General features: G+C 56.5%; 13 protein-coding genes. 4 read left to right on the forward strand and 9 right to left on the reverse strand.

Going from position 1 to position 16,654, the window contains the following annotated elements:
* Nucleotide 1: 1 nt before the first annotated feature.
* Both cysD and cysG read right to left on the reverse strand, forming a co-directional pair.
* Nucleotides 2-910, reverse strand: a complete 909-nt coding sequence (gene cysD / locus EBC_RS19395) for a sulfate adenylyltransferase subunit CysD (RefSeq protein ID WP_013203548.1) — start codon at nt 908-910, stop codon at nt 2-4.
* 9 nt (nt 911-919) lie between these two features.
* Nucleotides 920-2,335 (reverse strand): siroheme synthase CysG, encoded by a 1,416-nt coding sequence (gene cysG, locus EBC_RS19400; RefSeq protein ID WP_013203549.1) that lies wholly within the window; start codon nt 2,333-2,335, stop codon nt 920-922.
* Between the two features lie 255 nt (nt 2,336-2,590).
* Between cysG and EBC_RS19405 the strand changes: the two genes are divergently transcribed.
* Complete coding sequence (locus tag EBC_RS19405) at nt 2,591-3,610, forward strand: aminopeptidase (protein ID WP_013203550.1); 1,020 nt, start codon at nt 2,591-2,593, stop codon at nt 3,608-3,610.
* 13 nt (nt 3,611-3,623) lie between these two features.
* A complete protein-coding gene (locus EBC_RS19410; RefSeq protein ID WP_013203551.1) occupies nt 3,624-3,908 on the forward strand; it encodes a YciI family protein in 285 nt (94 codons plus the stop codon).
* A gap of 61 nt (nt 3,909-3,969) precedes the next feature.
* On the opposite strand, the gene cysH is transcribed toward EBC_RS19410, so the two are convergent.
* Genes cysH through cysJ form a run of 3 tightly spaced genes read right to left on the reverse strand, consistent with a single transcriptional unit; the run spans nt 3,970 to nt 8,235 of the window.
* Entirely contained in the window at nt 3,970-4,701 is a 732-nt protein-coding gene (gene cysH, locus EBC_RS19415) for a phosphoadenosine phosphosulfate reductase (protein ID WP_013203552.1), read from the reverse strand.
* A gap of 13 nt (nt 4,702-4,714) precedes the next feature.
* The gene (gene cysI, locus EBC_RS19420; protein WP_013203553.1) at nt 4,715-6,430 is read right to left on the reverse strand and encodes an assimilatory sulfite reductase (NADPH) hemoprotein subunit; all 1,716 of its coding nucleotides are present in this window, start codon (nt 6,428-6,430) and stop codon (nt 4,715-4,717) included.
* On the reverse strand, nt 6,430-8,235 hold the full coding sequence (gene cysJ / locus EBC_RS19425) for an NADPH-dependent assimilatory sulfite reductase flavoprotein subunit (RefSeq protein ID WP_013203554.1): 1,806 nt from the start codon (nt 8,233-8,235) through the stop codon (nt 6,430-6,432). The genes cysI and cysJ overlap by 1 nt, the downstream gene beginning before the upstream one ends.
* 306 nt (nt 8,236-8,541) lie before the next feature.
* On the opposite strand from cysJ, the gene queD reads away from it, so the two are divergent.
* Entirely contained in the window at nt 8,542-8,901 is a 360-nt protein-coding gene (queD, locus tag EBC_RS19430; RefSeq protein ID WP_013203555.1) for a 6-carboxytetrahydropterin synthase QueD, read from the forward strand.
* Between the two features lie 104 nt (nt 8,902-9,005).
* Here the strand turns inward: queD and queE are convergent, their stop codons facing one another.
* Together queE and EBC_RS19440 are read right to left on the reverse strand one after the other, a co-directional pair.
* On the reverse strand, nt 9,006-9,677 hold the full coding sequence (gene queE / locus EBC_RS19435) for a 7-carboxy-7-deazaguanine synthase QueE (RefSeq protein WP_013203556.1): 672 nt from the start codon (nt 9,675-9,677) through the stop codon (nt 9,006-9,008).
* 145 nt (nt 9,678-9,822) lie between these two features.
* Nucleotides 9,823-11,709, reverse strand: a complete 1,887-nt coding sequence (locus EBC_RS19440; RefSeq protein ID WP_013203557.1) for an acyltransferase family protein — start codon at nt 11,707-11,709, stop codon at nt 9,823-9,825.
* Between the two features lie 324 nt (nt 11,710-12,033).
* On the opposite strand from EBC_RS19440, the gene EBC_RS19445 reads away from it, so the two are divergent.
* Nucleotides 12,034-13,431, forward strand: coding sequence for an amidohydrolase family protein (locus EBC_RS19445; protein ID WP_013203558.1), 1,398 nt, complete (start codon nt 12,034-12,036; stop codon nt 13,429-13,431).
* A gap of 82 nt (nt 13,432-13,513) precedes the next feature.
* Here EBC_RS19445 and eno read toward each other — a convergent pair whose 3' ends face one another.
* Both eno and pyrG read right to left on the reverse strand, forming a co-directional pair.
* Entirely contained in the window at nt 13,514-14,809 is a 1,296-nt protein-coding gene (eno, locus tag EBC_RS19450) for a phosphopyruvate hydratase (protein ID WP_013203559.1), read from the reverse strand.
* A 135-nt stretch (nt 14,810-14,944) separates the two neighbouring features.
* Complete coding sequence (pyrG, locus tag EBC_RS19455) at nt 14,945-16,582, reverse strand: glutamine hydrolyzing CTP synthase (protein WP_013203560.1); 1,638 nt, start codon at nt 16,580-16,582, stop codon at nt 14,945-14,947.
* Between the last annotated feature and the right edge of the window lie 72 nt (nt 16,583-16,654).

The raw sequence follows: 16,654 nt of genomic DNA on the forward strand, positions 1-16,654 counted from the left end.
CTTAGAAATAACCCTGGCGTTTTTTCAGCTCCATCGAGCCGGACTGGTCGCGGTCGATCATGCGGCCCTGACGTTCACTGGTGGTGGAAACCAGCATCTCTTCAATGATCTCCGGCAGCGTTTGCGCCTCGGATTCCACCGCGCCGGTCAGCGGCCAGCAGCCGAGGGTACGGAATCGGACCATGCGCTGCTCAATCACTTCGCCAGGTTGCAGATCGATACGGTCGTCATCGATCATCATTAACATGCCATCGCGCTCCAGCACCGGACGCGGTGCGGCCAGGTACAATGGCACGATGTCGATGTTTTCCAGGAAGATGTACTGCCAGATATCCAGCTCGGTCCAGTTGGAGAGCGGGAAGACGCGGATACTTTCGCCTTTATTGATCTGGCCGTTGTAGTTGTGCCACAGCTCAGGACGCTGATTTTTCGGGTCCCAGCGGTGGAAACGGTCGCGGAACGAGTAGATACGCTCTTTCGCACGGGATTTTTCTTCATCACGACGGGCACCGCCGAACGCGGCATCAAAGCCGTACTTGTTCAGCGCCTGCTTCAGGCCTTCGGTCTTCATGATGTCGGTGTGCTTGGCACTGCCGTGAACGAAGGGATTGATGCCCATCGCCACGCCTTCCGGGTTTTTGTGTACCAGCAGCTCGGCACCGATGTTTTTCACCGTGCGGTCGCGGAACTCGTACATTTCACGGAATTTCCAGCCGGTATCCACGTGCAGTAACGGGAACGGCAGCGTGCCCGGATAGAATGCCTTGCGCGCCAGGTGCAGCATCACAGAGGAGTCCTTGCCGATGGAGTACATCATCACCGGGTTGCCAAACTCTGCTGCCACTTCACGGATAATATGAATACTTTCCGCTTCCAGTTGACGCAGGTGAGTCAGTCGTTTTTGATCCATAACCTTTCCTCAAGCCAAATTCACAACGGCGGACTCACGTCCGGCCTGCTGCGCTGAATGTTGAAACCATGCCAGTTGCTGATGCAGGTGAACCACTTCGCCTACCACCAGTAATGCCGGCGTCGGTGCGCGTTGCGCTAATGCTTCTAATTCTTCCAGCGTGCCGGTCAGCACCTGCTGATCCTGACGCGTCCCGCGACCGATCACGGCCACCGGCGTCTGTGCGTCGCGGCCATGGGCAATCAGCTGCGAGGAGATTTCCCCCGCCTTCATGGTGCCCATATAAATTGCCAGGGTCTGACGCGAGACCGCCAGGGATGCCCAGTCCAGCCCTTCGCCATCGGCGCGGCAATGACCGGTAATAAAGGTGGCGCTCTGCGCGTAGTCGCGGTGAGTCAGCGGGATGCCGGCATAGGCGGTCGCACCCGCCGCAGCGGTCACGCCAGGCACAACCTGGAAAGGAATGCCGGCTTCAACCGCCGCCTGCAGCTCTTCGCCGCCGCGGCCAAAGATAAACGGGTCACCGCCTTTGAGGCGCACCACGCGCTTGCCCTGTTTCGCCAGCGACACCAGCATGCGGTTGGTCTCTTCCTGCGGAATGCTGTGCGCATTGGCACGCTTGCCCACGCAGATACGGTCGGCGTCACGGCGCACCAGATCGAGAATTTCATCGCTGACCAGATGGTCATACAGCACCACGTCAGCCTGCTGCATCACCTGCAAGCCGCGCAGGGTCAGCAAACCCGGATCGCCCGGACCTGCACCGACCAGAATGATTTCGCCTTCGCCGGCATCGGGATCGTCAAGCTGTTGGTCCAGCGTGCGCTTCGCGCCCTCGATATTGCCGGAGGCCACCTGGCTGGCAAACAGGCCGTTAAAGGCCGCTTCCCAGTAGCGACGACGCTCGGACATTTTTCCGAGCCGCTGCTTCACTTTCGTCCGCCACTGACCGGCAAGCTCCGCCATCTGACCAAGGTTGGCAGGCAGCAGGGCTTCCAGCTTCTCACGCAGTAACCGCGCCAGCACCGGTGCCGTGCCGCTCGACGAGATCGCCACCACCAGCGGGGAGCGGTCGACAATAGAGGGGAAAATAAATGAGCACTTCGGCTGATCGTCCACCACGTTGGCCAGCATCTGACGCTCGGTGGCATCGTGATAGACGCGGGCATTCAGTTCGCCGTCGTCGGTGGCAGCGATCACCAGATAGACGCCGTCCAGCAGCGCGTTCTGATACTCTTTGGCTATCCAGCTGACCTCGCCACTGTTTTCCAGCGCGGTCAGCTCCTCACACAGCGTGCGAGCGGCGATTTGCACCCGGGCACCCGCGCGACGCAGCAAGTCAATCTTGCGCGCAGCCACGTCACCGCCGCCTACAATCAGCACCGGTTTGTTTCGGATGTCAGCAAAAATCGGAAGATAGTCCACGTCAGCCTTTTCTGTAATTACACAAAGTTAGCGTGACTATACGGCCCTGGCTTAAGGCTTATGAAATTACTAATTGGAATGAGTAGTTACCGAATGGAATAACGATCTGGCATAGCATCCGACAAAATGTGCTTAAGGGATGATATTTAGGGGTTTTCAGAGAGATTGAAATTGTGCAATCGCCGTCACACTTTCATACTAAGCGGGTAAAAATATTTCGCAAGATCGTCACAGGATGACGACTAAGGATCCCGCATGTTTTCCCGACTCCGCCTGCGCGCGCTTGCCGTGTTGCTCAGTTGCGGTGCTATTTTTCCTCTGCAGGCCGCCAGCCAGCCAGAGGGCCATTTTGCTGAACAGCAACTGCGTCACATTGCCACCTACTTCCCTGGCCGCATGGCCGGCAGTCCCGCCGAGATGCTGACCGCAGATTATCTGCAACATCAGTTCAGCAGCATGGGCTATGAAAGCAACAAACGCGACTTCACCGCCAGCTATCCCTATCGCTTACAGGATGGGCAGATTACGCCGCATAAAGTCACCGCCACCACGGTGATTGCCGCCCGCGAAGGCAAGGTGCCGCAGCAGATTGTGATCGTCACCCAAGCCGACACCTTTATGCCGGTGAGCGACAGCGATCGCCAGCACAACCTTGGCGGCCTGACGTTACAGGGTGCAGACGATAATGCCTCGGGTCTTGGCGTAATGCTGGAGCTGGCGCAACGTCTTAGCAAGGTGCCGCTGCACTACAGCCTGCGCTTCGTGGCATTAAGCGGTGAAGAGAACGGCCATCAGGGCGAAGCGGATTACCTCGCCCGCCTGAAGCCGGAAGAGAAGAAGAACACGCTGCTGGTGATCAACCTGGACAGCCTGATTGTCGGCGATAAACTTTACTTTGATAGCGGCAGCCACACGCCGGAAGCCGTCGCCCGACAAACCCGCGACCGCGCGCTGGCCATTGCCCGCCAGCACGGACTGGCGGTGGCCAGCAATGGCAAAGCCGTGAAGAACCAGCCGACCGACGATCTGTTCGATAAAGCCGGTATTCCTTTATTACGCGTGCGCGCCACCAACTGGGAGCTGGGTAATAAAGATGGCCAGCAGCAGCGCGCCATCAGCCGCCACTTCCCAGCGGGCACCACGCGCCATCAGGCTTCGCTGGATAATCTGGCTTATCTGGATCGCTGGCTGCCTGGACGCATTACGCAACGCACCCGAAGCACCGTTAAGATCCTGCTGCCGCTGGTCACCGAGCTGGCGAACCCCAAAACCTGAGAGGAGCTACCGCATGTACATCGTCTATCTGAACTATGTCCGCCCGCTGGAAGAGGTGGAAGCCGTACTGGATCCGCACGTCGCCTGGCTGAACAAGTATTTTGACGCCGGCGTGTTTATCACCGCAGGCCGCAAAGATCCGCGCACCGGTGGCGTGCTGATGGTGAAGGATATCGATCGTGAGCGCCTGAACACCATTCTCGCCGAAGATCCCTTCCAGGCCGTTGCCGAGTATGAAGTGACGAAGGTCAACGTCACCCGCAGCGCGGAGGAATTCCAGTCGCTGGTGGGGATTTAAGCGCAAAAAAAAACGCCTGATGGCAGCATCAGGCGTCGATCGTTCATTTCACTCTGCGGCGTTATTCGTGCAGACCGCATTCGCGCTTCAGACCAAAGAAGCGCGTCTCTTCTTCCGCCATGCCTGGCTCCCATTTGCGGGTGGTGTGCGTATCGCCAACCGACAGATAGCCCTGATCCCACAGCGGGTGATAACCCAGATCGTTATCCTGCAGGTATTGATGCACCTGACGGTTATCCCAGTCGATGATTGGCAGCAGCTTAAAGACGCCACGCTGGATGGCCAGCACCGGCAGATTGGCGCGGCTACTGGACTGATCGCGACGCAGACCGGCGAACCACGTCTGGGCCTTCAGCTCTTTCATCGCGCGGTTCATCGGCTCAACTTTATTGATGTCGTTGTAGCGTTCAATGCCTTCCACGCCCTGCTCCCACAACTTGCCGTAACGCGCTTCCTGCCAGGCCGCGCTCTGTTCAGCACGGTAGACTTTCAGGTTGAGCTGCAGCTTGTCGGTCAGATGATCGATAAACTGATAGGTTTCCGGGAACAGGTAGCCGGTATCGGTGAGGATCACCGGAATGCCGGGCTTCGCCTGATTGACCAGATGCAGGCTGACCGCCGCCTGAATGCCAAAGCTGGAAGAGAGCACCGCTTCGCCCGGCAAATTCTCCAGCGCCCAGAGCACGCGATCCTGGGCAGACAGTTTCTCCAGCCTGGTGTTCAGCTCCGCCAGCGCCATCACGCGCTTAACCTTCGGTAATTCGTTCAGTTCAGAGAGATCGAGTACAGACATTATCACGCCTCCGTCATGCCCAAAAATCGCGGGCCGGATCAACAACCGGTTTCACCACGCCTGCGCGGATAGTGAAATCACCAAAGCCTTCATCGGCTTCGCGTTCTGTTGACCAGCGCCCCAGTAATTCATCAAGGGTAGACAAAATTTCGTCTTCGGTGATGTTTTCACGGTACATCCGTGGGATACGCGTACCGATGCGGTTACCGCCCAGATGCAGGTTGTAACGGCCCGGCGCCTTGCCCACCAGCCCAATTTCCGCCAGCAGCGCACGGCCACAGCCGTTAGGACAGCCGGTTACGCGCAGCACGATGTGCTCATCGCCCACGCCGTGTGCGGTCATCAGACCTTCCACCCGGGTGACGAATTCTGGCAGGAAGCGTTCGGCTTCGGCCATCGCCAGCGGACAGGTCGGGAACGACACGCAGGCCATCGAGTTTTCGCGCTGGGCAGTGACGCTTTCCATCAGCCCATGACTGCGCGCCAGCGCTTCAATTTTCGGCTTATCCGCTTCCGGCACGCCGGCAACAATCAGGTTCTGGTTAGCGGTCAGACGGAAGTCGCCCTGGTGAATTTTGGCGATTTCAGCAATACCGGTCTTCAGCGGACGGCCCGGATAATCCAGCAGGCGACCGTTTTCGATAAACAGCGTCAGGTGCCATTTGTCATCGATACCTTTTACCCAGCCAATGCGATCGCCACGGGTGGTGAATTCGTAGGGACGCGTCGGTTCAAAGGTGATGTCAGCACGACGCTCAACTTCCGCCTTAAAGGTTTCCACGCCGACACGCTCAAGGGTGTACTTGGTTTTGGCGTTTTTACGATCGGTACGGTTACCCCAGTCGCGCTGCGTGGTGACCACGGCTTCCGCAACGGCCAACGTTTTATCCAGCGGCAGGAAGCCAAACTCGCTGGCGGTGCGGGCATAGGTCGCTTTGTTACCGTGATCGATAGACAGACCGCCGCCGACCAACAGGTTAAAGCCGATCAGCTTGCCGTTCTCGGCAATTGCCACGAAGTTCAGGTCGTTGGCGTGCAGATCCACGTCGTTGTGCGGTGGCACCACCACGGTGGTTTTGAATTTACGCGGCAGATAGGTTTCGCCCAGAATCGGCTCTTTGTCGGTGGTGGCAACCTTCTCTTTATCCAGCCAGATTTCCGCATAGGCACGGGTCTGCGGCAGCAGATGCTCGGAGAGCTTCTTCGCCCACTCGTAGGCTTCCTGATGCAGTTCGGACTCCACCGGGTTCGAGCTGCACAGCACGTTACGATTGACGTCATTGGCGGTAGCCAGTGAATCCAGCCCCACTTCACTCAGCATCTGGTGAGCGGGCTTCACGTTGCCCTTCAGGATGCCGTGGAACTGGAAGGTCTGACGGTTGGTCAGACGGATGCTGCCATAAATGGTGTTGTTCTCGGCAAATTTGTCGATGCCCAGCCACTGCTTAGGCGTGATGATCCCGCCCGGTAAGCGGCAGCGCAGCATCATCGCGTGGCGCGGTTCCAGCTTCTGCTCGGCACGTTCGGCACGGATATCACGGTCATCCTGCTGATACATGCCGTGGAAACGGATCAGTAAAAAGTTATCGCCGGTAAAGCCGCCGGTCAGACCATTCTGCAGATCTTCGGTGATGGTACCGCGTAAGTAGTTGCTCTCTTTCTTCAGGCGTTCTGCGTCGGTGAGTTTGCCTTCAACCACCAGCGGGCCAGGATGTTTTTCATTGCTCATTAGTAAACGTCTCGCTGATAACGGCGCTCAATGCGCAGCTCACTTAAGAATTCGTCGGCGGTCTCTGTGTCCATGCCACCGTGCTCGGCGACCAGTTCCAGCAAAGCCTGCTCGACATCTTTCGCCATACGGTTGGCATCACCGCAGACATAGATGTGCGCACCCTGTTGGATCCAGTCCCACACTTCCGCCCCTTTGGCGCGGATTTTATCCTGTACATACACTTTCTGCTGCTGGTCACGGGACCAGGCCAGATCGATATTGGTCAGCAGGCCATCCTTCACGTAACGCTGCCACTCTACCTGGTAGAGGAAGTCATCGGTAAAGTGCGGGTTGCCAAAGAACAGCCAGTTTTTGCCGGCGGCGCCGTCCGCATCACGTTGCTGCATAAAGGCGCGGAACGGGGCGATGCCGGTGCCAGGGCCAATCATGATCACCGGCGTTTCCGGGTTGGCCGGTAAACGGAAGTTATCGTTATGCTCAATAAACACCCGCACGTCGCCGTCTTCTTCCAGACGGTCGGCCAGGAAGCTGGACGCCCCGCCCGCACGCGCGCGGCCATCAATGTCGAAGCGGACCGCGCCAACGGTGATATGCACCTCGGTGTCGTTCTCCGCCTGCGATGAAGCAATGGAGTAGAGACGCGGCGTCAGCGGACGCAGCAGCGCAATCAACTGCTCAGCGGTCAGCTCAACCGGCGCGCCGCGTACCATGTCGACGATGGGCGTGTTCTGCGCGTAATGCTGCAGTTTGGGCTTTTCGCTGATCAGGCCCAGCAGCGTTTCGTCGCGGCTCAAGGTGCCGTACTGCTCCACGATCTGCGGCGTGTTGACCGTCAGTTCAAAATGCTTTTGCAGCGCCTCGCTCAGGGTCAGCGTCTGGTCATTGACCGTAACGCTCTCATCGCCTTTCAGCCACACCAGCTCAACCAGCTCCTGCACCAGCGCTGCATCATTTTCAAACCAGACGCCTAACGCATCGCCCGGCTGATAACGCAGACCCGAGTCGCCCAGATCGATTTCAATGTGGCGAACATCTTTGTCAGAGTCACGGCCGGTAATCTTCTGGTTAACGGCGAAGCTGGCGGTTAGCGGCTCTTCTTTGCTGTACGGGCTGCTGAACACTTCGTTCACCGAGCCGGCGGCAGTGGCGGCCGCTGCCGCCGGTGATTCGGCCGGTACGCGGGCTTTCAGGATGGTAACAATCTGCTTGCGCCATTGCTCGGCGTCTGCGGCATATTCCACATCGGCATCGACGCGGTCCAGCAGGCGTTCACCGCCCATCTCCGCCAGCTTGCCGTCGAAGTCCTTCCCGGCCTGGCTAAAGAATTCATATGAAGTATCGCCCAGCCCGAACACCGCAAACGCGGTGTTATCCAGCTTCGGCGCCTTTTTGGACATCAGGAACTTGTGCAACGCCACGGCTTCTTCAGGCGGTTCGCCCTCACCCTGGGTCGAGGTCACCACCACCAGCAGTTTTTCCTGGGCGATCTGCTTGAACTTGTAATCACCGGCGTTAACCAGGTTGACGTTCAGTTTCGCGGCCAGCAGGTCGTCGCGCAGCTGTTCTGCCAGACGGCGGGCGTTGCCGGTTTGCGACGCCGAAAGCAGGGTAATCGCCGGGGCTTCAACCGGTGCCGGTGCGCTGACGGCGGCGGTGCCGGGAGCCTGATTGACCATGCCCCAGAAATAACCGGAGAGCCAGGCCAGCTGAGTCGTGGAGTAATCCCCGGTGGCCGCCTGCAAACGGGCGAGTTGTTCCGGGTTAAGCGGAAGCAGAGAGCTTGGAGGTGCCTGAGTCGTCATTGCGTAGAAGGTTCCAGTATCGGTGGTCCGGGCCGTAAAGACAGCAAGATGAGAGTAGGGTAACGACTAGCATAATAACCATTAAATAAGGGTTGGTAATAATAAATAACCAAAATGACTAAACGGTTTTACGGGTAAGGCATAGTGGCAAAACAGGTTAATTAACTCACTGATATTCAACAGGTTAGAAGCGACATCGTTTACCGTTAGTGCTCAGAATAAGAAACAGCCGGGAAACGGGTGCGAAAAAAGGCTTTTTCGGGTAGACTTCGGCGGTTTTTTCAAGAAAAGTTTACTGAGACTGTTATGGCTACCACGCTGTTTAAAGATTTTATGTTCGAGGCTGCTCACCATCTGCCTAACGTTCCTGCAGGGCACAAATGTGGCCGCCTGCACGGGCACTCCTTCCTGGTGCGGCTCGAAATTACCGGCGAAGTGGATGCGCATACCGGCTGGATTATGGACTTTGCCGAACTGAAAGCGGCCTTCAAGCCGATCTACGACCAGCTCGATCATTACTACCTGAATGAGATTGCCGGTCTGGAGAATCCAACCAGCGAAGTGCTGGCGAAATGGATTTGGGATCAGATGAAACCGAAGCTCGCAGAACTGAGCGCGGTGACCATCAAAGAGACCTGCACCGCGGGCTGCATCTACAGAGGTTAAGCGATCGGCTGCGGCCAACGCTCTGCTTTATTAACCCCGGACAAAGAAAAGGGGAGAACCTTGCGGTTCTCCCCTTTTCTTTGTCCGCTGTTCACAGTGGACCACTAAGCGATGTTCAGGTACTTATGCGTCTGCATCGATAAACGCCAGTTGTGCTTGATACAGGTTTCAATACACAGCTTAGTCGCATCGTCTTTCTGACTGATCGGCTGCAGCGCGATAATCCGCGGCTTGTCATCATTCAGCGTCGCCAACAGCGCCTGTAAAGCCTCCACATCACGCTGACGGGCCACCGGATGCTTCACTTCATCTGCGCGCACCAGCGCCTGATTCAACACGTCATAACCCCCGCGCATATTCACCTTCGGCGACACCGTCACCCAGGTCTCTGCGCTGCAAAGCACCTCGTGAGTACCGCTGGTTTCGATCTGGCAGCTGAAGCCGTGCTGCTGCAGCGTCGCGGTCAGCGGCGTCAGATCGTGGATGCAGGGTTCGCCGCCGGTGATCACAATATGGCGCGCCGTCCAGCCATGGTTGGCAATCACTGCCAGCAACGCGGCGGCATTGGCCGAGCCCCACGCATCGGTTTCGACGGTTTTGGTTAAGATATCGCCCAGCGAGGTTTCCCGATCGGCCAGCTTATCCCAGGTGTGTTTGGTATCACACCAGCTGCAGCCCACCGGGCATCCTTGCAGGCGGATAAAAATTGCCGGAACGCCGGTGTAAAACCCTTCGCCCTGCAACGTCTGGAACATTTCATTAATCGGGTACTGCATGACAGTCTCAACTGGAAGTGAATTTAAGGGCGCAGAGTATGGCAGATTGGCGCGGAGATAGCCAAACCGCTTTGTGCTGGCTGGCGGCTATCTGACTTCCGTTAGGTGAGGGTTGACGGGCCAGCGTGCTGCCAGCCCCGGCGGGTTACATAAAGTTGTCCTGATGCATCTCGGTCATCGCCTGTTTCGCCACGTCTTTTGCGCCACTCAGGGTGAAATGGCCATAGTCGTTGGAGATGGGATGACCATCCGACGCCAGCCCACGACAGATATCGCCCGGACAAATGATGGAATAAACCGAGATGTAGCGGGTCTGCGCATCCACCATCGCCTGCTTCATCGCGCTGTCGGTCTGTTTGATGCTGTGGTCGATCGACGACGCCACCAGATCTTTACGGCCGTCGGTCTGATAGGCCAACAGGTCCGGCAACGCTTCCGAATACTCAATGGTCGGGCCCATCACGATCACGTTGTCCGACACGCCTTTCAGATGCTGTAGTGTGGCTTTCAGCGGCGCAATGTCTTCCGGTGCCCAGCGTGCGGAGATGATGATGCCGTCAATCTTGTGTTTGGGGATCCACGAGCCGTAGACATAATCCACCAGATCGGTACAAGGGTTGCGCAGCGACTGCTGGTACAGCGGCTTACAGCCTGCCGAAGTGGCCTGAATCACATTGATGCCCTGCCCGGCCGCCAGGCTGAGTGCCCGCCACAGATGGGCCGCATGGCTGTCGCCAATCAGCACGTAATTTTTCGCCGTGTCTGAGGTTTTCAGGCAGTAATCCCGATCGAACGGTTTATCTTCCTCGCTTTTACCGTCCACAAAGCAGCGGCCCAGTCGGTACTGATAGTTAAATTCGGGCATGTCCTTGTACTGGGTATATTTCGCCAGCGCCAGCGCATCCGTGGAGAACTGGCCGGCATTGTTGTCGAGATGCCCTTTATAGAAGGTGCCGGAAGCCATCAACACCAGCCCCACCACCGACGCCGCCACAATTCTGCCCGGGCTGAACACCGCCAGCTTGTAGCGGAAGGGGATTTCAATCAGGTAACGAGAGGCGACCGCCAACAGCAGCGACAGGCCAGCGATAACCATCTCGCGAACGCCAGGCGCAAAGTTCGCGAACATCCGGCTGTAAACGATAATCGGCCAGTGCCACAGATACAGGCAGTAGGAGATCATGCCGATGTAGACGATCGGCTTCAGCGCCAGCACGCGGGAAACCGCCGCTTTTTGCCCGGCAAGAATAATCAGGAAGCTGCCGAGACAGGGCCAGATGGCATTCCATGCCGGGAAGGGTTTATCGGTGTTGAGCCACAGGAAGCCAAACAGGATCAGCCCGAGCCCTGCCAGGCTCATCAGATGTTTAATCCCCTGCGAGACCTTCGCCATTTTCGCTTCCAGACCGGCAACCGCAATGATGCCGCCCAGCGCCAGTTCCCAGGCCCGGGTTGGCAGCATATAGAAAGTGAAGGTCGGTTTTCGTGTCACCGCATAGATGCTTAACATCAGCGACACGGCGATAATCAGCAGCATCACCTGCGTGGTGCGCTGACGGAAGAAGCGCACCACCAACAGCAGGATCACCGGGAAGATAATGTAGAACTGCTCTTCAACGGCCAGCGACCAGGTATGCAGCAGCGGCTTCAGTTCGGCTGGCCCGGCAAAGTAGCCGGTGGTTTTCCAGAAGAAGATGTTGGACGAGAACAGCAGCGTGGCCAGCGAACTGTTGCTGAGATCGCTGAACTGCGCCGGCAGCAGATGGTAGTAGCCAAAGGCTAAGGTGGTCAGCATCACCACAAACAGCGGCGGCAGAATGCGCAGGCTGCGGCGTTTGTAAAAATCCAGATAGGAGAAGGTGTTGTTCATAGCGCCATTGTAAATAATGCCGCAGATAAGGTAGCCTGATATCACGAAGAAGATATCCACGCCGGTAAACCCGCCCGGGATCCCGGATATTCCCATGTGATAGGCGATTACCGGCAACACCGCCAGCGCCCGCAGTCCATCAACATCCGCTCTGTATTTCATTTTATACTGGTCCTGATTACATTTCGTTACCGCGAACTTACATAAATTGACCTGATATTTCGCCCTCCTTAACACAAATCAGACCATTCCTTAAAAGGCAGAATTGGTTCGCAACTCATTAATAAAAATCACAAAGTATGCAGATCATCCCGCTGACAGGCCGGTTTTTTCAGATAATCCTCAGGTGGCGTGTGCCGCACCGCTGGGCTGGACTTAAAACCTGCGCTGCCAACCTTGCATATTTTTACATCACACAGGATTGCTAGCAATCTTCATTCAGGTAATATTGCTGGGGAAATGACCACAATAAAAAAGGAAACTGATGTGCAAACCGTTCAACAAAGCCGCAGGAACTTCCTCTCTACCGGCGCCAGAATGACCGCTGGCAGCGCCCTTCTTGCCTCTGGGATGGCAGGCGCCGCAACCGTCAACAATGCATCGGCAAGCGTACCCTGCGACGATGCCAGCCAGACCAAAACCCTCGCTGATGCGCATTACGTCCTGCGAAACGTCAGGCTGGAAGAGGGATTTGAGCGCGAAGGCGAGATGATTATCGCCACGCACACCGCGCTCTACGATCTGGAAATCAATCACGGCAAAATCGTCGCGATAAGTCAGGTTAAGGCGCGCGCGGCCAGCGCCCTGCCCGCCTACGATGCACAGGGCATGCTGCTGCTGCCCGCCACGCGCGATATGCATATCCATCTGGATAAAACCTTTTACGGCAGCCACTGGGAAGCGCCACGCCCGCGCAAAGGCAAAACCATCATGGATATGATTGCCCGTGAGCAGATGCTGATCCCGCAGCTGCTGCCGCATTCCGTGGAGCATGCCGAAGCGATCATCGGGCTGTTGCAATCCAAAGGCACCACCGTTGCCCGCAGCCACTGCAATATCGATCCGGTCAGCGGCCTGAAAAGCCTGGAGCATTTGCAGATTGCCTTGCAGAAGCATCAGCAGGACTTCAGCTGTGAGATTGTGGCGTTTCCACAGCATGGCCTGCTGCACGCTAACGTCGATGGCCTGATGCGTGAAGCGATGCAGATGGGCGTGCAGTACGTTGGCGGCCTCGATCCCACTAACGTCGATGGCGCAATGGAGAAGTCGCTGGATGCGATGTTCCAGATCGCGCTGGATAGCCACAAAGGCGTCGATATCCATCTGCACGAAACCACCCCAGCGGGCATTGCCGCGGTGAAGTACATGATCAGCACCGTCGAGAAGAACCCGCAGCTGAAGGGCAAGGTCACGCTGAGCCACGGCTTTGCGTTATCGGTAATGCAGGGAAATGAGCTGGAAGAGGTGATCCACGGCCTGGCCGAGCAGCAGTTTACCGTGGCTTCCACGGTGCCGATTGGCAAACTCTCGATGCCGCTGCCGCAGTTGAGTGAGAAAGGCGTGTTGGTAATGACCGGCACCGACAGCGTGATCGATCACTGGTCGCCGTTTGGCACCGGCAGCATGCTGGAGAAAGCCAACCTGTATGCCCAGCTGTACGGCAACTCCGACGAGTTCGGCCTGACCCGTTCGCTGGCGATTGCCACCGGCAATATTTTGCCGCTGAGCGATGCCGGGCAGCGTCAGTGGCCGGCGGTCAATGATGCGGCAGAGATGATGCTGGTCGACGCCAGCTGCTCTGCCGAAGCGGTCGCCCGCGTACCGGCGGTGCAGGCCAACTTCCATCAGGGAAGACTGGTGTTCGGACAGCTGAAAAAGGCATAAAAAAACCGGGCCCGCGATTAACGGGCCCGGTTTAGTTTCAGCTGAAATTCCTCAGCCCGCGACGGGCCGGGAAGTCAGGTCATTACTGACCTTTAACTTCTTTCAGACCGTTGAATGGCGCACGTGCTCCCAGCGCTTCTTCGATACGGATCAGCTGGTTGTACTTAGCAACACGGTCAGAACGGCTCATAGAACCGGTTTTGATCTGGCCCGCTGCAGTACCTACCGCCAGGTCAGCGATAGTGGCGTCTTCGGTTTCACCTGAACGGTGAGAGATCACTGCGGTATAACCAGCATCTTTCGCCATTTTGATCGCAGCCAGAGTTTCGGTCAGAGAACCGATCTGGTTGAATTTGATCAGGATGGAGTTAGCGATACCTTTGTCGATACCTTCTTTCAGGATCTTGGTGTTGGTTACGAACAGGTCGTCGCCCACCAGCTGGATTTTGTCGCCCAGTACTTTAGTCTGGTATGCGAAGCCAGCCCAGTCAGATTCGTCCAGACCGTCTTCGATAGAGACGATTGGGTACTGTTTGGTCAGGTCTTCCAGGAAGTGAGTGAACTCTTCAGAGGTGAATTCTTTGTTGCCTTCACCCGCCAGCACATACTTGCCGTCTTTGTAGAATTCAGATGCTGCACAGTCCATCGCCAGGGTGATGTCTTTGCCCAGCTCGTAGCCTGCTGCTTTTACCGCTTCAGCGATAACCGCCAGCGCTTCTGCGTTGGAACCCAGGTTAGGCGCGTAGCCACCTTCGTCACCCACAGCCGTACCCATACCTTTAGACTTCAGCACTTTCGCCAGGGTGTGGAAAACTTCAGAACCCATACGGATGGCTTCTTTCAGGGTTTTTGCGCCCACAGGCTGGATCATGAATTCCTGGATGTCGACGTTGTTGTCGGCGTGCTCGCCGCCATTGATGATGTTCATCATTGGCAGTGGCATAGAGAATTTGCCCGGGGTACCGTTCAGCTCAGCGATGTGCTCATACAGCGGCATGCCTTTGGCAGCAGCAGCGGCTTTCGCAGCAGCCAGAGAAACAGCCAGAATGGCGTTAGCGCCGAACTGGGATTTGTTCTCGGTACCGTCCAGATCGATCATGATCTTGTCGATGTTTGCCTGGTCTTTCGCGTCTTTACCCGTTACCGCGTTAGCGATAGGGCCGTTAACCGCAGCAACGGCTTTCGTTACGCCTTTACCCAGGAAACGAGATTTGTCACCGTCACGCAGTTCCAGCGCTTCGCGAGAACCGGTAGAAGCGCCTGATGGTGCAGCAGCCATACCTACGAAACCGCCTTCCAGGTGCACTTCAGCTTCAACGGTCGGGTTTCCACGGGAGTCGATGATTTCGCGACCGATGACTTTAACGATTTTGGACATTAGTTTTTCCTCAGTATCAAGTTTACTTAAACTCAGACAAACAACGCCCGGATTAACCGCCATTTTGGCGCTGCAGCGTTGTGAGCTGCAGCCCGGCATCTGGTGATTAGTCAGTCAGCGCCATTATGAAAATACTTAGTTTGCCAAACGCTTCTGGTAGTCGCTGGCGGCTTTCACAAAGCCAGCAAACAGCGGGTGACCGTCACGCGGGGTTGAGGTGAATTCCGGATGGAACTGACACGCAACAAACCATGGATGGTCAGGGATCTCAATGATCTCCACCAGCTGGTCATCCCCGGAGCGGCCTGCCACACGTAATCCAGCCGCTTCAATCTGCTTCAACAGCATATTGTTGACTTCATAACGATGGCGATGACGCTCAACAATGGTTTCTGAACCGTACAGCTGGTGAACCAGACTGTCGGTGGTCAGCTGGCACTGCTGGCTGCCCAGACGCATGGTGCCGCCTAAGTCGCTCTGCTCGGTGCGCTGCTCAACATTGCCTTCTTCATCACGCCATTCGGTGATCAATGCCACCACCGGATACTTACAGTCTGGCACAAATTCCGTGGAGTTTGCGCCTTCCATTCCGGCGACGTTACGGGCGAATTCCATCAGCGCAACCTGCATACCCAGGCAAATGCCGAGGTAAGGAACGTTGTTCTCACGCGCGTAACGGGCGGTCATCAGTTTGCCTTCCACACCACGGTAGCCGAAGCCGCCAGGGATAAGAATAGCATCCAAATCTTTCAGCAATTCGACACCGCGGGTTTCAACATCCTGCGAGTCGATCAGCTTGATGTTTACCGTCACACGGTTTTTCAGACCACCGTGCTTCAGGGCTTCAATCACTGACTTGTACGCATCTGGCAGCTCGACATATTTGCCGACCATACCGATAGTCACTTCGCCGCCCGGATTGGCTTCTTCGTAGATCACCTGTTCCCATTCGGCCAGGTTCGCTTCCGGTGCATTCAGATTGAAGCGCTTACAGATAAAGTCATCCAGACCCTGGGATTTTAACATGCCCGGGATTTTATAAATGGAATCAACATCTTTCAGCGAGATTACCGCTTTTTCCGGCACGTTACAGAACAGGGCGATTTTCGCACGTTCGTTGGCGGGTACGGCGCGATCGGAACGGCAAATCAGCACGTCTGGCTGAATACCGATGGACAGCAGTTCTTTTACCGAGTGCTGAGTTGGCTTGGTTTTCACTTCGCCAGCGGCGGCCATGTAAGGCACCAGCGTCAGGTGCATATACAGGGTGTGCTCGCGGCCAACCTGAACCGCCATCTGGCGGATAGCTTCAAGGAATGGCAGGGATTCGATATCACCCACGGTGCCGCCAATTTCAACCAGCACCACATCATGGCCTTCACCGCCTTCGATGATGCGCTCTTTGATGGCATTGGTGATATGCGGAATAACCTGAATGGTCGCGCCCAGATAATCGCCCCGGCGCTCTTTGCGCAGGACTTCTGAGTAGATACGGCCAGTGGTGAAGTTGTTACGACGGCTCATCTTGGTGCGGATGAAACGCTCGTAGTGACCCAAATCCAGATCGGTCTCTGCGCCGTCGTCGGTGACGTACACTTCGCCGTGTTGAGTTGGGCTCATGGTGCCTGGGTCCACGTTGATGTACGGGTCCAGTTTCATGATGGTCACGTTAAGACCGCGTGCTTCAAGAATAGCGGCCAGGGAGGCTGCGGCAATGCCTTTTCCCAGAGAGGATACGACCCCGCCGGTCACAAAAATATAGTTCGTTGTCATGCTGAACCTGAGAAAGTAGGTTTAAAGACGATGGAATAACCAGGACGGGAAAACAGTCTACCCGAATCCCTG

The organism is Erwinia billingiae Eb661 (assembly GCF_000196615.1).
Lineage (GTDB): Bacteria > Pseudomonadota > Gammaproteobacteria > Enterobacterales > Enterobacteriaceae > Erwinia > Erwinia billingiae.

Coding starts and splice junctions, on each gene's coding strand:
- cysD (WP_013203548.1), bottom strand. CDS start 910: ATGGATCAAAAACGACTGACTCACCTGCGTCAACTGGAAGCGGAAAGT.
- EBC_RS19405 (WP_013203550.1), top strand. CDS start 2,591: ATGTTTTCCCGACTCCGCCTGCGCGCGCTTGCCGTGTTGCTCAGTTGC.
- EBC_RS19410 (WP_013203551.1), top strand. CDS start 3,624: ATGTACATCGTCTATCTGAACTATGTCCGCCCGCTGGAAGAGGTGGAA.
- cysH (WP_013203552.1), bottom strand. CDS start 4,701: ATGTCTGTACTCGATCTCTCTGAACTGAACGAATTACCGAAGGTTAAG.
- cysI (WP_013203553.1), bottom strand. CDS start 6,430: ATGAGCAATGAAAAACATCCTGGCCCGCTGGTGGTTGAAGGCAAACTC.
- cysJ (WP_013203554.1), bottom strand. CDS start 8,235: ATGACGACTCAGGCACCTCCAAGCTCTCTGCTTCCGCTTAACCCGGAA.
- queD (WP_013203555.1), top strand. CDS start 8,542: ATGGCTACCACGCTGTTTAAAGATTTTATGTTCGAGGCTGCTCACCAT.
- queE (WP_013203556.1), bottom strand. CDS start 9,677: ATGCAGTACCCGATTAATGAAATGTTCCAGACGTTGCAGGGCGAAGGG.
- EBC_RS19440 (WP_013203557.1), bottom strand. CDS start 11,709: ATGAAATACAGAGCGGATGTTGATGGACTGCGGGCGCTGGCGGTGTTG.
- eno (WP_013203559.1), bottom strand. CDS start 14,809: ATGTCCAAAATCGTTAAAGTCATCGGTCGCGAAATCATCGACTCCCGT.
- pyrG (WP_013203560.1), bottom strand. CDS start 16,582: ATGACAACGAACTATATTTTTGTGACCGGCGGGGTCGTATCCTCTCTG.